At 63.6% G+C, this 16,685-nt stretch carries 13 protein-coding genes; 9 read left to right on the top strand and 4 right to left on the bottom strand.

All coding sequences use genetic code 11. The annotated features are described in order from the left end of the window. Position 1: 1 nt before the first annotated feature. A complete protein-coding gene (queG, locus tag AWR35_RS00870; RefSeq protein WP_082663816.1) occupies positions 2 to 1,063 on the top strand; it encodes a tRNA epoxyqueuosine(34) reductase QueG in 1,062 nt (353 codons plus the stop codon). A 16-nt stretch (positions 1,064 to 1,079) separates the two neighbouring features. Here the strand turns inward: queG and AWR35_RS00865 are convergent, their stop codons facing one another. From AWR35_RS00865 to rdgC, 3 genes are all read right to left on the bottom strand, one after another. After that, positions 1,080 to 2,510: a hypothetical protein gene (locus AWR35_RS00865; RefSeq protein WP_058574071.1), complete on the bottom strand. Its 1,431-nt coding sequence runs from the start codon at positions 2,508 to 2,510 to the stop codon at positions 1,080 to 1,082. A 66-nt stretch (positions 2,511 to 2,576) separates the two neighbouring features. Continuing rightward, a complete protein-coding gene (gene purB / locus AWR35_RS00860) occupies positions 2,577 to 3,962 on the bottom strand; it encodes an adenylosuccinate lyase (protein WP_058574070.1) in 1,386 nt (461 codons plus the stop codon). A 162-nt stretch (positions 3,963 to 4,124) separates the two neighbouring features. Further along, the gene (rdgC, locus tag AWR35_RS00855; RefSeq protein WP_058574069.1) at positions 4,125 to 5,012 is read right to left on the bottom strand and encodes a recombination-associated protein RdgC; all 888 of its coding nucleotides are present in this window, start codon (positions 5,010 to 5,012) and stop codon (positions 4,125 to 4,127) included. Between the two features lie 251 nt (positions 5,013 to 5,263). On the opposite strand from rdgC, the gene pepN reads away from it, so the two are divergent. Genes pepN through AWR35_RS00835 form a run of 4 tightly spaced genes read left to right on the top strand, consistent with a single transcriptional unit; the run spans position 5,264 to position 10,638 of the window. After that, complete coding sequence (gene pepN, locus AWR35_RS00850) at positions 5,264 to 7,921, top strand: aminopeptidase N (protein WP_058574068.1); 2,658 nt, start codon at positions 5,264 to 5,266, stop codon at positions 7,919 to 7,921. A 31-nt stretch (positions 7,922 to 7,952) separates the two neighbouring features. Beyond that, a complete protein-coding gene (gene motA, locus AWR35_RS00845) occupies positions 7,953 to 8,807 on the top strand; it encodes a flagellar motor stator protein MotA (protein ID WP_058574067.1) in 855 nt (284 codons plus the stop codon). Positions 8,808 to 8,834: 27 nt separating this feature from the next. Further along, positions 8,835 to 9,842: a flagellar motor protein MotB gene (gene motB / locus AWR35_RS00840; RefSeq protein ID WP_058574066.1), complete on the top strand. Its 1,008-nt coding sequence runs from the start codon at positions 8,835 to 8,837 to the stop codon at positions 9,840 to 9,842. 13 nt (positions 9,843 to 9,855) lie between these two features. Beyond that, complete coding sequence (locus tag AWR35_RS00835; protein ID WP_058574065.1) at positions 9,856 to 10,638, top strand: class I SAM-dependent methyltransferase; 783 nt, start codon at positions 9,856 to 9,858, stop codon at positions 10,636 to 10,638. 69 nt (positions 10,639 to 10,707) lie between these two features. Here the strand turns inward: AWR35_RS00835 and AWR35_RS00830 are convergent, their stop codons facing one another. Beyond that, positions 10,708 to 10,989: an RNA-binding protein gene (locus AWR35_RS00830; protein ID WP_197408096.1), complete on the bottom strand. Its 282-nt coding sequence runs from the start codon at positions 10,987 to 10,989 to the stop codon at positions 10,708 to 10,710. A 472-nt stretch (positions 10,990 to 11,461) separates the two neighbouring features. On the opposite strand from AWR35_RS00830, the gene AWR35_RS00825 reads away from it, so the two are divergent. The 4 genes from AWR35_RS00825 (at position 11,462) to AWR35_RS00810 (ending at position 16,666) form a co-directional block, all read left to right on the top strand. Further along, positions 11,462 to 12,466, top strand: a complete 1,005-nt coding sequence (locus AWR35_RS00825) for a ChaN family lipoprotein (protein WP_082663815.1) — start codon at positions 11,462 to 11,464, stop codon at positions 12,464 to 12,466. A gap of 137 nt (positions 12,467 to 12,603) precedes the next feature. Beyond that, positions 12,604 to 13,908: a hypothetical protein gene (locus AWR35_RS00820; protein WP_082663814.1), complete on the top strand. Its 1,305-nt coding sequence runs from the start codon at positions 12,604 to 12,606 to the stop codon at positions 13,906 to 13,908. Positions 13,909 to 14,048: 140 nt separating this feature from the next. After that, the gene (locus tag AWR35_RS00815; protein ID WP_058574061.1) at positions 14,049 to 15,947 is read left to right on the top strand and encodes a DUF294 nucleotidyltransferase-like domain-containing protein; all 1,899 of its coding nucleotides are present in this window, start codon (positions 14,049 to 14,051) and stop codon (positions 15,945 to 15,947) included. Then, positions 15,947 to 16,666, top strand: coding sequence for a 3'-5' exonuclease (locus AWR35_RS00810; RefSeq protein ID WP_058574060.1), 720 nt, complete (start codon positions 15,947 to 15,949; stop codon positions 16,664 to 16,666). Before AWR35_RS00815 ends, AWR35_RS00810 begins: the two co-directional genes overlap by 1 nt. Positions 16,667 to 16,685: the final 19 nt, after the last annotated feature.

The following is a 16,685-nucleotide window of genomic DNA, read 5'->3' as shown; positions in this document are numbered from 1 at the left end:
CGTGGAAGCCGAGGATCTCAAGCGGCGTATTCTGGCCTGGGCCGAGGAACTCGGTTTCACCGATGCCCGCGTCACCGACACCGACCTCTCCGCTTACGAGCAGGGGTTCCGGGACTGGCTGGCTGACGGGAACGCGGGCTCGATGACGTTCCTCGAACGTCACGGGCTACTGCGCTTTCGGCCCGAGGAACTGGTGCCGGGCACCCGCCGGGTGCTGATGGTCAGTCGTGATTACCTGCCGCCCGAAACGACAGGGCCGCGACATGTGCTGGGAAATCCGGCCCTGGGTTACGTGAGTCGCTACGCCCTGGGGCGTGACTATCACAAGCTGGTACGCAAGCGCCTCGCTCAGCTGGCCCGCCGGATCAGCGACGAGATCGGCCCTTTCACTCACCGGGCCTTCGTTGACTCGGCGCCCGTCTACGAGACCGGATTGGCCGAAAAAGCGGGACTGGGCTGGAAAGGCAAGCACTCGCTGGTACTCAATCGCAGTGGCGGTTCCTGGTTCTTTCTTGGTGCCTTGTTTCTCGATCTCGACCTCCCGGTGGACGAGCCGGTCGACGACCACTGCGGCACCTGCACGGCCTGCATCGATGTCTGTCCGACCGGTGCGATCGTCGCCGACGGCGTGGTCGATGCCCGCCGTTGTATTTCCTATCTGACCATCGAGGCCGACGAGGACATCCCGGAATCCCTGCGACCCATGATCGGCAATCGCATCTACGGTTGCGACGACTGCCAGCTGGTGTGTCCGTGGAATCGTTTTGCGCGGCAGACGGAAGACGCCGACTTTCATGCCCGAAACGGGCTCGATGCGCCGGAGTTGGTCACGCTGTTCCGCTGGGACGAGGCGACGTTCCTGCAACGCACCGAAGGCTCGGCGATTCGTCGCATCGGCTGGAGACGGTGGAGGCGCAACCTTGCCGTCGCGCTGGGTAACATCCCGACCGATACGCCCGGCGTCGCCGAGGCAGTGGCAGCCCTGGAGGCGGGCCTGGGTGAGGCCGGCGATCAGGTCGATCGTCACATCCGCTGGGCGCTTGCCCGTCTGCGCGCAGCGTAAAGGGGGTGGGGCGCCCTCAGCCGGACGTCGTCGAGTGGCCAGATTGGATGGTCTCGAGCACTGACGCGCGGGGCAGGGTGGAGTCGCCCCGGCAACAGAGCGTCGAGACCAGCTGGCCGTCGACGGCGAGCGGCGCGATGATCAGGTTCGTGCGGCCCGCCTCCGCGAGGGCCTTGCCCAGATAGCCCTCGAGACGGTCGACGTTGTCGGCGTCGATGGTCAACGGCTCGAGCCGCGTCTGAAGCCGCGGCAGCAGCGGGCTTGCCTGCAGATCGATCGTCTCGGGCAGGCTGCCGGCTTCGTTCTGTCCCTGCCAGTGGAATCGCCGTCGGGCCTGTGTTTCGGACACGTTGCTGTAGAGCGCGATTTCCTTCATGCCCGCGAGTGTGGCGAGTCTGCGAATCATGTCGCCCAACTGGCGACTGGAGGATCGAGGCTTTGGGCTGCGTTTCGCGGCGTGATAATCGTTGTCTGCGACGTCCAGTCCGTAGTCCGCGGGCAACGGCCAGAGCCGGTCGCGGCCGTCGTCGTGCTGAACGAGCATGTGCGCCGGGTGGTACATGGGGATGTCGGCGAACTCGCGCGCATCGCGGATCGACTTGTTCACGGTCAGGTGCCAGGCGGCGTCCGGCGACAGATGCAACTGCTCGCCGAGCATCACGGTAAGCCGGCGGACGACCGGATGGTGCCAGCCGAACTCGCTGGCGAAAGCCAGGCGGCGTGCCAGGACCAGGATGGCCTGATGATGTGAACCGAGAACCGGAATGCTGGCTTCTTCCGCCAACAGCATGACCGGCAGGTAATAACGCTCGGTCATTGCATGCTCGAGTTCGGCCAGGTCGATGCCGACGTCAGCCAGTACGGCCTGGAAGGCATGCCCCAGGGAAAAGCATTGCTCGAGGTTATTGTCGTCGCCATGCGCGGCGGTGAAGTCGATCAGTTGCCGACGCGACTCGCTCAGCGCCCGGCGCGCGAGAGAGGGCTCGTCCCGCCACAGGGCGAGCTCGATCAGGTTATGCAGCAGCGCCGCGATGGCGACCATCTCGACGCTGGTTTCCCGGCGCTCAATCAGCCACGTTTCGGTCAGTCGCGCGGCGCGGAACGCGCGCGAGGACGCGGCCAGATAGCCGGCCCGCTGCGTCGGATCGGTGAGCGTGTCCTCGAGGACCGGCATCTCGGGAAGATGCCGGCGCACCCAGTTGCTCCCCAGGAGCGACAAGGCGTGCTCGAGATTGTGCGGGGCGCTGCGTTGGCGTTCGCGCTGACCGCGAGCCGCGGCCCCCAGCACCATGCTCGATGCGGCGGGGTCACGCCGCAGCCATCCCACCAGCCGGGGGAAGTCGGGCGACTCGGTCTGCAACTCGCGCCGGATGCCCTGGTGAATGGCCCGTCGGACCGGCAACGGGTGCTCGAGCAGGTACTCGCTCCAGTTATCGGGCAGGGCCATGGCGGATCTCCCTGGTCTTGATGCCGCCGCCAGCGGCTGCGGCCTGTCGCGCCGGTCCCTGGCGGGTCAGATGCGCTCGGCCATCTCCTTCGCATTGCCAATATAGTCCCCCGGGGCCATCGAGGCGAGTCGATCCCGGGTTTCCTGCGGCAATTCGGCGATGCCGTCGATGAATGCGCGCATCGCCGGACCGTCCACGCGCTGACCACGGGTCAGCGCCTTGAGCTTCTCGTAGGGCTTCTCGACGCCGTGCCGGCGCATCACGGTCTGCACCGCCTCGCCGAGGATCTCCCAGTTGCCGTCGAGTTCGGCCGCCAGCTGATCGGCGTTGATCTCGAGCTTCGACAGGCCCTTGGCCAGCGAGCGGTAGGCGATCAGCGAGTGGCCCAGCCCCACGCCGAGGGTGCGCAGCACGGTCGAGTCGGTCAGGTCGCGCTGCCAGCGGCTGATCGGCAGCTTGCGCGCGAGATGGCCCATGACCGCATTGCCCACCCCGAGGTTGCCTTCGGCGTTCTCGAAGTCGATCGGGTTGACCTTGTGCGGCATGGTCGACGAGCCAACCTCGCCCTCGACCAGACGCTGCTTGAAGTGGCCCAGCGCGATCTGGCCCCAGATGTCACGGGCAAAGTCGATCAGTACGGTGTTGGCGCGTTCGACCGCGTCGAACAGCTCGGCGATGTAGTCGTGCGGTTCGATCTGGATGGTGTACGGGTTGTGTGCCAGCCCCAGCCCCTCGACGAATCGCTTTGAGAAGGCCGGCCAGTCGACCTCCGGGTAGGCGGCCAGGTGGGCGTTGAAATTGCCCACGGCCCCGTTGATCTTGCCCATCAGGTCGACGTCGGCGATCTGCTGGCGCTGTCGTGTCAGGCGGGCGACGACGTTGGCGATTTCCTTGCCGATGGTCGACGGCGAGGCCGGCTGGCCGTGGGTGCGAGAGAGCAGGGAAACCGCTGCCCACTCATGTGCCATCTTGCGCAGGGTGTCCGCGATGCCGTCGATTTCGGGGAGGATCACTTCCTCGCGGGCCTTCTTCAGCATCAGGCCGTAGGCGAGGTTGTTGATGTCCTCGGAGGTGCAGGCGAAGTGGAAGAACTCGCTGGTGCGGCCGAGGCGCGGATGATCGGCGACCTGCTCCTTGAGGAAGTACTCGACCGCCTTGACGTCGTGGTTGGTGGTCGCCTCGAACTCCTTGACCCGCATTGCCGCGTTGACGTCGAACGTCTCGGCAATCGCGTCGAGCGAGGCGCGATCTTCGTCGCTCAGGGCCGGCACCTCGGCAATCGCGGCCTCGTCGGCCAGTGCCTTGAACCATTCGACTTCGACCAGCACCCGGTACTTGATCAGGGCGTATTCACTGAAACATTCGGTCAGCGCCCGGGTGTGACGGGCGTAACGGCCATCGAGCGGTGACACGGCGGTCAGGGCGAAAGCGGCTTGGGCTGAATCAGTCATGCGGTTTCCTGTCGAAGATCGGTTTCCGGGGTGGGGCCGACATCGGCCCGGTTCGGTGGCGGATCGGAAGCGGCCGGTCCGGCCATCGGTGTTCTGGTCGAGATTATGCGGGCGGGCGCTCGCGGGGCCAAATGGCGGGCTCCGCGTCGCGCGGGCTCGATGTCAGTTGGCGTCGGGACGCGCCAGCGCCTCGTGAAGAACGCGAGTGAGCTCACGGAGCACGTCGAGCGTCAGGCGCTGCTCGGCCTCCAGGCGGGTGGCCGGATCGTCGAGCCCATCGTCGTCGAATTCGTCGTCCAGCGTGTCGAGCGCCTTGACCTTGGTCAGGTGGCCGTCGGCACGCATGGTGAAGCGCAGCCGGTCGCGCCAGACGAGTTCGAGTTGCTCGACGGTCATGCCGTCGCGCAGGTGGGCGAGCACGTTCTCGTCCGGCAGGCCGAGGCGGGTGACGGTGATGGTGCCGCCGTCACGCGGTTCGAGCAGCTTGGCCGAGTCGCCGAGCTCGAAGCCCGCCGGCGGCCCTTCCAGCAGCCAGCGTGACAGCCGGCTTCCATGTTCCTCCGAGCCGAAGGCGGGCGTGATGCGCCACTGGCCGAGGGTCTCGCGCAGCAGGGAACTGATCTGGCTGTTGCGCTTTTCGGCGGCGTTTGCCAGCCACACCTGCTTGTTGCGCGTATCGATCAGGACCCGGGTCTCGGCCTGGCGGGGAAAGGCCTGCGGCAGGAGCTCCAGCAGGGCCGATTCGCGGGCCTGGCGCAATTCGTCACGTGACGGTTCGCGCTCGCCGGATTCCTCGGCAAGCTTCTTGGCGGCATGGTCCTGTACTACCCGCGGCGGGACCGCCCGTTCCTCGCGGCGGAACAGCAGTCCGAAGGCACCGTCCGTTTCCATCGCGAGGGACTCGTCGACCACCGGCGCCCAGCCCATCGACTCGACCTGTTGCGACAGGGTGGGGGCGAATCGCTTTTCGGCCAGCTTGTCGACAAGCGTCTCCAGGGACATTTCGGGCCAGTCGGCGAGGTCGAAGGCGGCAATCTGCGAAAAAAGCATGGCGTCGGCAACTCCCGGGAAGTCGGCTGCATTGGGGATAGCGTGCTTCTCGCGCTATCTCGTCATCGAAGGGGGCGCATTATGCCTGATGGGCGGGCCGATTGCTTCCGGGGGACGCGGGTGCGGGGCGCGTAAATCACCGGCTTCCTGATATGCTGAACGCACTTGCGTGATCCCGTGGCCACCACTGGCGACGGGGCGTCACGACCGAACTTGCGAATCCCTTTGCAACGACCTTTTTCAGAGCCCTCATGACTGAACGCCAAGCGCAGACCATTCGCCTCGCCGACTACCGCCCACCGGCGTATCTCGTCGACCACGTCGACCTGACCTTCGAGCTTGCATCGCGCAGCACCCGTGTCGTCTCCGAATTGACGTGTCGCCGTAACGGCGATCACGAGGCCCCCTTGTGGCTCGATGGTGACGAGCTGGAGCTCGAATCGGTCGCGCTGGACGGCGAGACCTTGGGGGCGGACCGGTACGAGTGCCGTGATGACGGCCTCTCGATATCCGGGGTGCCGGAGCAGTTCACCCTGACGGTTGTCTGTCGTGTCGACCCGGTCGACAACACCGCGCTCGACGGCCTGTACCAGTCGTCGGGCAACTTCTGCACCCAGTGCGAACCGGAAGGGTTCCGGCGGATCACCTTCTTCCCGGACCGGCCGGACGTGCTCAGTCGCTATCGCGTCACGCTGATCGCCGACAAGTCGACGTGCCCCGTCCTGCTGAGTAACGGCAACCCCGTCGAGCAGCGTGACCTCGACGATGGACGCCACATGGCGGTCTGGGAGGATCCGTTCCCCAAGCCGTCCTACCTGTTCGCCCTGGTGGCGGGAGATCTCAAGTCGATCCACGACCAGTTCACCACCCGCTCGGGACGGACGATCGATCTGGGCATCTATGTCGAGCCGCACAACATCGATCGCTGCGATCACGCCATGCGCTCGCTGATCAAGTCGATGGCCTGGGACGAGGAGACCTACGGGCGGGAATACGATCTCGACGTGTTCAACATCGTCGCTGTCGACGACTTCAACATGGGTGCGATGGAGAACAAGGGGCTGAACATCTTCAACTCCAAGTTCATCCTCGCCCGTTCGGAGACCGCGACCGATCAGGACTACGAGGGCATCGAGTCGGTGGTCGCGCACGAGTATTTCCACAACTGGTCGGGCAACCGCGTCACCTGCCGCGACTGGTTCCAGCTCTCGCTCAAGGAAGGCTTCACGGTCTTCCGTGACCAGGAGTTCTCTGCCGACATGGGCTCCTGGTCGGTCAAGCGCATCGAAGAGGTGAACCTGCTGCGTCAGGTGCAGTTTGCCGAGGATGCCGGCCCGCAGGCGCACCCCGTGCAGCCCAAGGAATACGAGCAGATCAACAACTTCTACACCGCGACGGTCTACAACAAGGGCGCCGAGGTGGTGCGGATGTGGCACAACCTGCTCGGCTGGGAGGCGTTCCGACGTGGCACCGACCGTTACTTCGAGCGATTCGACGGTCAGGCGGTCACGATCGAGGACTTCATCGACACCATGGCCGAGCAGGCCGACTTCGATACGGCGCAGTTCCGCCGCTGGTACGACCGCGCCGGCACCCCGGTCCTGCACGTGCGCAAACGGGTCGACGGCAACGAGCTGGTGGTCGAGTTCGAGCAGGAGGTGCCGACGGCCGCCGGGCAATCGGACGACGACCCGTTCCTGATCCCGGTGCGCATGGCGGCCTTCGATGCCGCGGGCAAACCGATCCCGTTGGGCGCACCGGATGGCGACGCGAGCGAGGAATGCACCGTGGTGCTGAGCCAGGGCACCGAAACGCGTCGTTTCCGCCTGCCGTCGGGTTCGGACATGCCCGTGCTGTCGCTCAATCGCGGATTCACCGCACCGATCAAGATCGAGCACGCCTTCACCGACGAGGACCTGGCGCTTCTGGCCGCTTCGGATACCGACGAGTTCAACCGCTGGGATGCCTATCAGCGGCTGGTATTGAAGACGCTGGTCGAACGGGTCCGCGCGGCGCAGGAGTGCGCCGACTGGCCGCAAAGCGAGTTGCCCGCCGGATTGAGCGAGGCATTCGGCCAGCTGCTGCACTCGGCTGTCAGCACGCAGGGAAAAGCGGATCCCCGTTTTGTCGCCGAATGCGTCGCGCTGCCCTCGGAAAACTACGTTGCCGAGCAGTTTTCCCAGGATGTGCCCGTGGATGCGATTCACCGGGCGCGTGTCGAACTGCGCGAGCAGCTGGCGAACGAGTGGTCGCAGACACTGGTGCTGGTGCACGGCAAGGCGGCCGTGGAAGGCGAGTATCGATTCGATAGTGCTGACGTGGCGCGTCGCGCGCTGCGGACCCAGGCACTGGTCTATCTCAATGCCCTCGACCACCCGGCATGGCGCCGGCTGGCGACCGAACAGATGGCCGAGGCGGACAACATGACCGAGCGCTTCGGGGCGCTGACCGCGTTGTCAGTGCGCGAGAGTGCCGAGCGGGACACGGCGCTCGAGGCGTTTGCCCAAGAGTGGGCGAACGACCCGCTGGTCATGGACAAGTGGCTGGCCCTGCAGGCACGGATCGTGGCGCCCGACGACCGGGAGGCACTGGAAACACTTGAAGCCCACCCGGCCTTCTCGCTTCGCAACCCGAACCGGGTCCGCGCTCTGGTCGGGGCGTTTTCCCGCGGCAACCCGGTCGCATTTCATGCCGAATCGGGTTCAGGATATCGCTGGGTTGCCGACAAGATCATCGAGATCGATGGATTCAATCCGCAGATCGCCGCGCGCCTGGCGACCGTATTCAGTCGCTGGCGCCGCTATGATGGCGCACGCGCCGACCGGATGCGGGCCGAGCTGGAGCGCATGATCGATCGCGCCGACTGTTCTACCGATCTGGCGGAAATCGCCGGCAAGGCACTGAAATAAATATAACTATCGAATTGGAGACTGATACACCATGATGGTTGCAATTGGCTGGCTGGTGGTGCTCGGGAGCATCATCGGCGGCTTCATGCTTGCTGGTGGTCACCTGATCATCCTGTTTCAGCCGATCGAGTACCTGATGATCTTCGGCGCGGCCGGCGCCGCCCTGGTGGCCGGCAACTCGCCCAAGACACTCAAGGCCACCCTCGGCGGGTTTGGCACGGCATTCAAGGGCTCGCGGTACGGCAAGAAGCTCAACATGGAGACGCTGGCGCTTCTCTACGCCATCTTCACGCGGGCACGCAAGGAAGGTCTGATGGCGATCGAGGAGGACATCGACGATCCGGAGAACAGCCAGCTGTTCCAGAGCGCCCCCGCGGTGATGAAGGACCACCATACCGTCGAATTCATCACCGACTATCTGCGCCTGATGGTCTCGAGCACCCTCGATGTGCATCAGATCGACAACCTGATGGATCTGGACATCGAGACCCATCATGAGGAGGCCGACCTGCCGCGAGAAGGGATCCAGAAAATGGGCGAAGCCCTGCCGGCCTTCGGTATCGTGGCGGCGGTGCTCGGTGTGGTGCATACCCTTGAGTCGGTTCACCTGCCGCCGTCCGAGTTGGGCAAGTTGATCGCCGCGGCTCTCGTCGGCACCTTCCTGGGTATCCTGGCGGCCTATGCGTTCGTCAATCCGGTGGCCAACAATCTCGAGCACAAGATCAACGACTCGACCAAGTACCAGCAGAGCATCAAGGCCGCCCTGATCGCCTTCATGAACGGCTATCCGCCGCAGGTGGCGGTCGAGTTCGGCCGCAAGGTCCTGTACGCCTCCGAGCGTCCGGGCTTTACCGAGCTCGAAGACTACCTCAAGCAGAACAAGTGAACCGGTTGAGAGTGGAGTAGCTGCGACGTGGCCGAACAGCCGGATCAGAACCAGCAGATCGTCATCAAGAAGGTCAAGAAGGGCCATGGTGGGCATCACGGCGGCGCGTGGAAGATCGCCTACGCCGATTTCGTGACCGCCATGATGGCGTTCTTCCTCTTGATGTGGCTGCTCGGTTCGTTGGGCGAAGAGGATCTCAAGGGGATTTCGGAATACTTCGCCAATCCCACTCAGGTCACGCTGCAAGGGGGGAGCAACGCCGGCATGAGCGAAAGTCTCATCGATGGCGGGGGCGATGATCTGACCCGGCAGGAGGGGCAGGTGCACGCCGGCGAGAAACCCACGGTCGAGAAGCGTGATACGCAGGACATGACCGAGGAAGAGATCCGCCAGATGGTGGAGGAACTCGAGCGTGAACAGATCGAGGAATTGAAGGAGCGGGTCGAGTCGCTGATCGAGGTCGACCCGGCCCTCAAGGCATTCAAGGATCAGATCAAGCTCGACATCACCCGTGATGGTCTGCGGATCCAGATCATCGATAACGAAAAACGGCCGATGTTCGAGCTGGGCTCCGATGACCTGCAGGACTACGCCGACGAAATCCTGCATTCTCTCGCCCCGATTCTCAACGAGATGCCCAATCGCCTGTCGATTGTTGGTCACACGGATGCGCGGGCATTCGGGCGCCCCGGGCGAAGCAACTGGGAACTGTCTGCCGAGCGGGCCAATTCGGCCCGGCGGACTCTGCAGCAGTACGGCTACAGCGAGGACAAGGTGTTGCGCGTTATCGGCATGGCAGCCGCTCTGCCATTCGTCGATGACGACCCGCTGGATCCGCAGAACCGCCGTATCTCGATGACGGTGATGAAGGAGTCGGCCTCGCGTCGCATCCTCCAGCCGACGACTCCCCAGGGTCTGGATGCGCGCCAACTGCTCGATACCGAAGGGGCGGTCGGTGCGGAGACAACACTCCCTGAGGCCACCGGGTCTGAGAAGGCCGCGGCGGAGGAGAGCGCCGGGGAGCCGGCACAGTGATCCGAGGGCGGCGATGCGTCGCTATCTAAGCCTGATCAGCGGCTTTGCGGTCCTCGCGCTGGCCATTACGGTCAGCGTCCTTCTGGCGCGCGCCTACATCGAGTGGAGTGGCAACAGTGTGCCGCCATGGCTGATCGCGATGATCGCCGGTGCGCTTGGCATGCTGATGGGATGGGCGCTGCTTCCCACCTGGTGGCGCGGTGTGCTCCTGATCGCTCCCCTGGTGGTCTGGGGTGGCTTCCAGATACACCCGGGATGGTTTCTTGCCGCTGCCGTCCTCCTTTTCCTGGTGCAGTTCAATGCCATTCGTCACCAGGTCCCGCTGTACCGTTCCGGTCGGCCCGTCATCGAGGCGCTGGCCGACGAAATCGAGTCACGGGGTGCGTCTTCGTTCGCCGATCTCGGCTGCGGCGATGCGCACATTATTGCCGCGCTGGCCGCCCGATATCCCGACTGCCGGTTCACCGGTTTCGAGACCGCCCCCGTGCTCTACCTTCTTGCGCGATGGCGTTGCCGGCACCTGACGAACTGCGCGATTCGCTATACCGATTTCTGGTCCGTGTCGTGGAGCCGTTACGACATGGTGTTCGCCTTTCTCTCGCCCCAGCCCATGCTTCGCCTGTGGCGAAAGTGCCAGCGGGAGCTTGCGCCGCAAGCGAGCATGTATTCACTGGCCTTCGAGGTGCCCGGTGTAGATGCCTCGGAGGTGATCGAGGCGGGACGGTTCGACCTGCTGCGCTATGCAGTGTTGCCCAAGGGCGGTGTTCGCGACGCGGGCGATCAGCCACGCGATTGACGGAGTGTCGAAAAACAGAAAAGCCGGCCAAATGGCCGGCTTTTCGTAGCGCTCCCACGGAGAGGGCGCTTAGAAACGCGAACGGAAACCGCCGCGATCGTTGTTGCGCTCACGCGGACGGGCTTCGTTGACACGGAGGTTGCGACCGTCCATGTCCGAGTCGTTCAGCGCTTCGATGGCCTGCATGCCCGCGTCGTTGTCGACCATCTCGACAAAGCCGAAGCCCTTGGAACGACCAGTGGCCATGTCCTTGATGACCTTGGCCGACTTGACTTCGCCAAAGGCCTCGAAAGCGGCCTGGAGGCCCTGGTCATCCTGGGAGTAGGGCAGGTTGCCCACGTAAATATTGATCATCTCGAAAACAAACTCTCAAACTCGTGCTGACCGTGAGGACCGTCCGCGGCGCTCAGCACGCACACACCACGGGCGGATGACAATCGCGTCGCCCTCTCGGGCGTTACCGCGACCATCACGAAATCGACAGTAACCGATCCACCCCGGAACGCAAGCAATCCGGGAGATGGCGGGCATCTCCCTGTGGTTTTTCTGCACCATCACCCGCCGACACGCCCTCGATTGGGTTCCACGCCGCATGCAAGCCCAGCTATGGCAGGCTTCCTGAGCCGCAAGTGCGTGCCTCGGCTCGATGGTTCGCCGCCCGGATCTCCCGCCTCAGACCACCCGCCATTCCGTCGTCAATGCACCGATTTGGCTCGACTGCCGGCAATCGCGCTCAGGTTGTCTAAGCTTTGCCCAGTCGCGTGTGCCGGGGTAAGGCGCACGTCAGCCGACACGGCCAGACGAGAGGGGTATCAATCCGAGAATGCAGCGGTTGCGTGACCGATCCGTGACGGCAGTATTTCGCCGGTCGCGACAAAGTGGCCCGTTGGCGGTGACACTCCGATCGCTCGCATGGGCCATGGCGATGACCTTGGCCGGGTGTGCGGCGGATCCGTCAGCTTTCCGGGGCGGACCGTCAACGATTGCCCCCGGGCAATGGGTCTCGGAGCAGGGCAAGCCGGTCGAAGAGGCCGTTGTGTTGAGCCGGCTGCGGGAGGCGGACGTCGTCCTGATGGGAGAGGTGCACGACTCGACGCCGGTGCATCGCAAGCAGCTGGAAATCCTGCGCGACCTGGATGGACCGCTGGTACTGGGACTCGAACAGCTGGACCTGGATAAGGAGAGCGAGACCGGATCGAATGGTGAGGCCATGGCGCTTGATGCGCGGGAACGTGCCGAACGACTCGGATTCGATTTCGACGGCTGGGGGTGGCAGCACTATCGGGCGCTGTTCGAGCTGGCCACATCCCGTCGCTGGCCGGTATGGCCGCTCAACCTGTCGCGACGCAACGCGTTTGCCGTGGCGATGACGGATGAAGGGCAATGGCGCGAGGAGCTTGAGCGCGAGCAGGTCGAGACGATCGAGGCGTTTGGCGGGCAACTGAGGTTGCCGGAAGGCTCGCATTCCGAACTCGTCACCGATCTGCAACAGGCGCACTGCGGACGCGTCGATGTCGCGATGGCAAGACGCATGGCTCGCGCTCAGGTGGCTCGGGACATGCTGATGGCGGACGCCGTCGTTCGGGCGCGCACGACGTTTCCCGCGCACCCGGTGATCGCGGTGATGGGCAACCAGCATGCCCGGCGCGATCGCGGTGTCGGCTACTGGCTTGACCGCCCGGCAATGACGGGGACAGGAAAGATGTTGGCGATCGGCATGTTGCCGATCGACTCGATCAAGACGCTTTCGATGTCGGCAGCGGCATACGACTTCGTCTTTATTACCGAGCCGGTGGAGCGTGACGTCGACTGTGACACTGCCGCATGAAGATGGCGGCGCGGTAACGGATACGGTCGACGACGCGTTCCGAAAGGGGGGTTGAAACGCATGTTAGCGTGGCCCGGAACGGCAAAAAAATCGTGAATAAGAGCCGTAGTAGACAACCAATGAAGAAAGAGGGATCGATGATGAAGAAGCATTTGTTGGCACTCTCCATCGGCGTTGCTCTCGGTACGTCTCCGATGACAGGCATGGCCGCGGAGCACAACGCGAGCGCCGAGCAGATCATGCAGGAGCTGGAGGCGCTCAAGCAGCGCGTCGAGAATCTGCAGACCGAACTCGAGCAGGAGCGTGCGCGTAACGACGAGATCGAAGAGACGCAGAAGGAGCAGGCCGAAAAGGTCGCCGCTGCCCAGGAGAAAGCCGAGAGCTCGTCTCCCGATATCAACGTCGGTGGTGCGGTTCGATTCAACTACACCGTGGACGACAACGACAGCGACCAGAAGGATCGTGGTGGTGATTTCGCCTTCGATACGTTCCGGCTCAACCTGGACGGCGAGATCGGCGACGTGATCCTGTCGGCCGAATGGCGCTGGTACGAGTACTTCACCTCGATCCACCACGCCTGGGTCGGTTACGAGTTCACCGATGACCTGATGGCCAAGGCGGGTGTATTCCAGACCCCGTTCGGTGTCCTGCCGTACAACTCGCACAACTTCTACTTCTCCTCGCTCTACTACGTAGGTCTCGAGGACAACTACGACTTCGGTATCGGCAGCACCTACACGCCGGGCGACTGGCGCTTCGATGTCGCGCTCATGAAGAACGACGATCGTCTGTGGGGTCCTGAGTTCGACGGTTCGGGTGATACCGACACCTACGATGCGAACGTCGTCGGCTACAACGGCAACCAGGGCGCTACCGAGGCGATCAACACGCTCGTGGCTCGCGCCGAGTACGACTACAAGGTCAACGACAAGCTGACTCTCAAACCGGGCGCGTCGGTCAAGTACGGCCAGCTGGAAGGTGCCACCTCGGCCGGTGACGGCGACTATTACGCGGCAGCCGCACACCTGGTGGCCAATTACGATCGCTGGAATGCGCAGCTGCAGTACACGGACTGGGAGTACGACCTGGATGATCCTGACGCCCAGTTCTTGAACTATGGCTACTACGCCGGTCTGTACACCGGTCCGTTGTCGGCGAAGGCGTTGACTGCCAACGTCGCATACACGCTCCCGGTTGAGTGGGGCCCGGTATCTTCCCTGACGTTCTACAATGACTACAGCGTCATCTATGACAAGAACGCGGATTACGAAGACACCTGGATGAACGTGACCGGTATGGCAGTTGCCGCTGGCGGTCTGTATACCTACATCGACATCGTCAACGGCGAGAACCAGCCGTTCATCTCCGGCGGCACCGGTGCAATGACCGGCGATGCCGAGAGCAACACGGTCTTCAATATCAACGTCGGCTACTACTTCTAAACGACGTTCACTCGAAGATCACGCAAGGCGGGCTCCGGCCCGCCTTTTTTTGTACCCGTTCGCCTCAAAAATGACAGCTAACTGCCACACTGTAGGCAACAACGCCCTCCCGGTGGACGCCGGCTGCAAGCGAGGAAATCATGGAAGCGGAAGTGCAGGAGATTCGGGAACACTTGCGGCGTTTTCCGCCCTTCGACCGGCTCGAGTCGGAGTGGCTGGATCAGATTGCCGCGTCGGTAGAGGTTGCCTACTACCGTGACGGCACGCCGATACAGAACTATGGCGAACCCATCGACTCCCTGCGCTACGTGCGCAGTGGGGCGGTCGAGGTCTACCGCCACAACGGCGAGCTCTACAATCGGCTCAGCGAAGGCGACATTTTTGGCCAGGCCGGGCTACTCCACAAGCATCGCGTGCGCTTTCCCGCCAAGGCCATCGAGGACACGCTTCTCTACCTGATCCCGGGTGACGTGTTCGACCGGCTCTGCAACGCGGACGATCAGTTCGCCGATTTCGTCGAGCTGTCCGGCCCGCGACTCAAGGCGACCGTCGAGCAGAACGAGCGCGAGAACGACATGATGGTCACGCGGGTGCGCCGGTTGTTGAGCCGCTCACCGGTGATGATCAACGAGGGCGCCACCGTGCGTGAGGCCGCCCAGATGATGACCGAGCACCAGGTCTCGGCCATCCTGCTGGTCGTGCAGACGTCGGCAGATGACGATCGGGCCTTCTCGGGCCAGGACAGGAACTACTGGCGCGTGACCGGGATACTCACGGATCACGATTTCCGGGTGCGCGTGCTCGCCGCCGGCGGTTCAGCAGACACCCGCCTGGCCGACATTACGCACGAAAAGCTGGTCACGATTCAATCGGAGGAATCCGTCTACGAGGCCATGCTGGCCATGCTGCGCAACAACGTGCATCACCTGCCGGTCCTCCATCGCCGTCGGCCGGTAGGGGTGGTGCATTTGTCCGACATCGTGCGCTACGAGACGCACAGCAGCCTCTACCTGGTCAGCAATATCTACAGCCAGGGCAGCGTGAAGGGACTGGTGCGCCTGATGCCGGACGTGCGATCCGCCTTTCTGCGGCTGGTTGAGGAAGGGGCCACAGCGCAGATGATCGGCGAGGCGATGTCGAGTATCGGACGGAGTCTGATCCGGCGACTGATCGAACTCGCCGAGCAGGAGTTGGGGCCGCCGCCGGTGCCGTACTGCTTCATGGTCAACGGTTCGATGGCGCGTAATGACCAGACCATTTCCACCGATCAGGATAACGCGCTGATCCTCGACGACTCGTTCGACCCCGAGCAGCACGATGCCTGGTTCAAGGCACTGGCCAAGCGCGTCAGTGACGGTCTCGACGCCTGCGGTTACCCGTATTGTGACGGCGGTATCATGGCGACCAACGACAAATGGCGCCAGCCGCTCTCCGTCTGGCGACGCTATTTCGAAGAGTGGATCAGCGAGCCGGACCCCGAACGGCTGCTGCACAGCTCGATCTTCTTCGATCTCGATCCGGTATATGGCGAGGAACGGTTTGTCGAGCAGCTACAGGATCTGGTCGCACAGCGGGCGAGCCAGAGCCCCCTGTTCCTGGCGGCGATGGCACGAAACGCGCTCAATCGCACGCCGCCGCTGGGCTTCTTCCGGACCTTTGTCATGGAACAGGACGGTCGTCACAACAATTCGATCAACATCAAGCGACGCGGCACCGCACCGCTGGTCGACGTCATCCGCGTGCATGCCCTGGCAGTCGGATCGCGGTCGCAGAACTCGTTCGACCGTCTCGACGACATTACCCGCGCCGATACCCTGCCCGCCGGTCAGGCGGACAAGTTGCGCTACGCGCTGGAATTCCTGTCAATGGTGCGCATTCGCCATCAGGCGCACGATCTCAAGCACCATCACGCTCCGGATAACAATATCGAACCGGAGAACGTATCCGACGGGGAGCGACACAACCTCAAGGATGCCTTCCAGGTCCTCAGTAATGCGCAGAAATTCCTGCGTTTTCGCTACCCGATGCCGAACCGCTGATGGCACGCGTGGCCGCAAAAGACCCGGTGGCTACCTGGCCGCGTTTCTTCGCCGACCAGGCCAGCCGTTGTAAGGATCCGGCGCTGCGCGCTTTCTACGCTGCCGGATTGCCGGACCCGACGACTCCCATTCGGGACGTCGAGATGGTTGCGCTGGATTTCGAGACGACGGGAATGGATGTCCATCGGCACGCCATCGTGTCGGTGGGGATGGTGCCGTTCACGCTGGACCGGATTCGGCCCGCTGCCGGCCATTACTGGGTGGTCCGGCCACCGCGGCCGCTGGATGAAGCGTCGATCCGTTTTCACCGCATTACCCACGCGGAAGTCGAGACCGCGCCGGATCTGGACACGATCCTGGACGAACTGCTGTCCCTGCTCGCGGGCAAGATCGTCGTGGTTCACTATCAGGGGATCGAGCGGCCGTTCCTGGACGCTGCGGTTCTTGATCGGCGCGGCGAGCGATGCCTCTTTCCCGTCATCGACACCATGCATCTCGAGGCGTTGGAGGTCCGACGCGGATGGTGGACTCGCCTGCGGACATTCTTCGGGGCGCCGCCGACCTCGATTCGACTGGCGGACACGCGGACACGCTACGGTCTGCCCAGCTATTCCGCTCACCATGCGAAGCTCGATGCGCTGGCCACAGCCGAACTCCTGCAGGCGCAGATCGCGTGTCATCATTCAGCCGAGACGGCTCTCGGCGACCTCTGGAGCTGACTGAGGGAGCACAAAAAAA

It is taken from the genome of Guyparkeria sp. WRN-7 (genome assembly GCF_001641825.1).
Classification (GTDB): Bacteria; Pseudomonadota; Gammaproteobacteria; order Halothiobacillales; family Halothiobacillaceae; genus Guyparkeria.
This window is presented reverse-complemented; position numbering and strand designations above follow the sequence as displayed.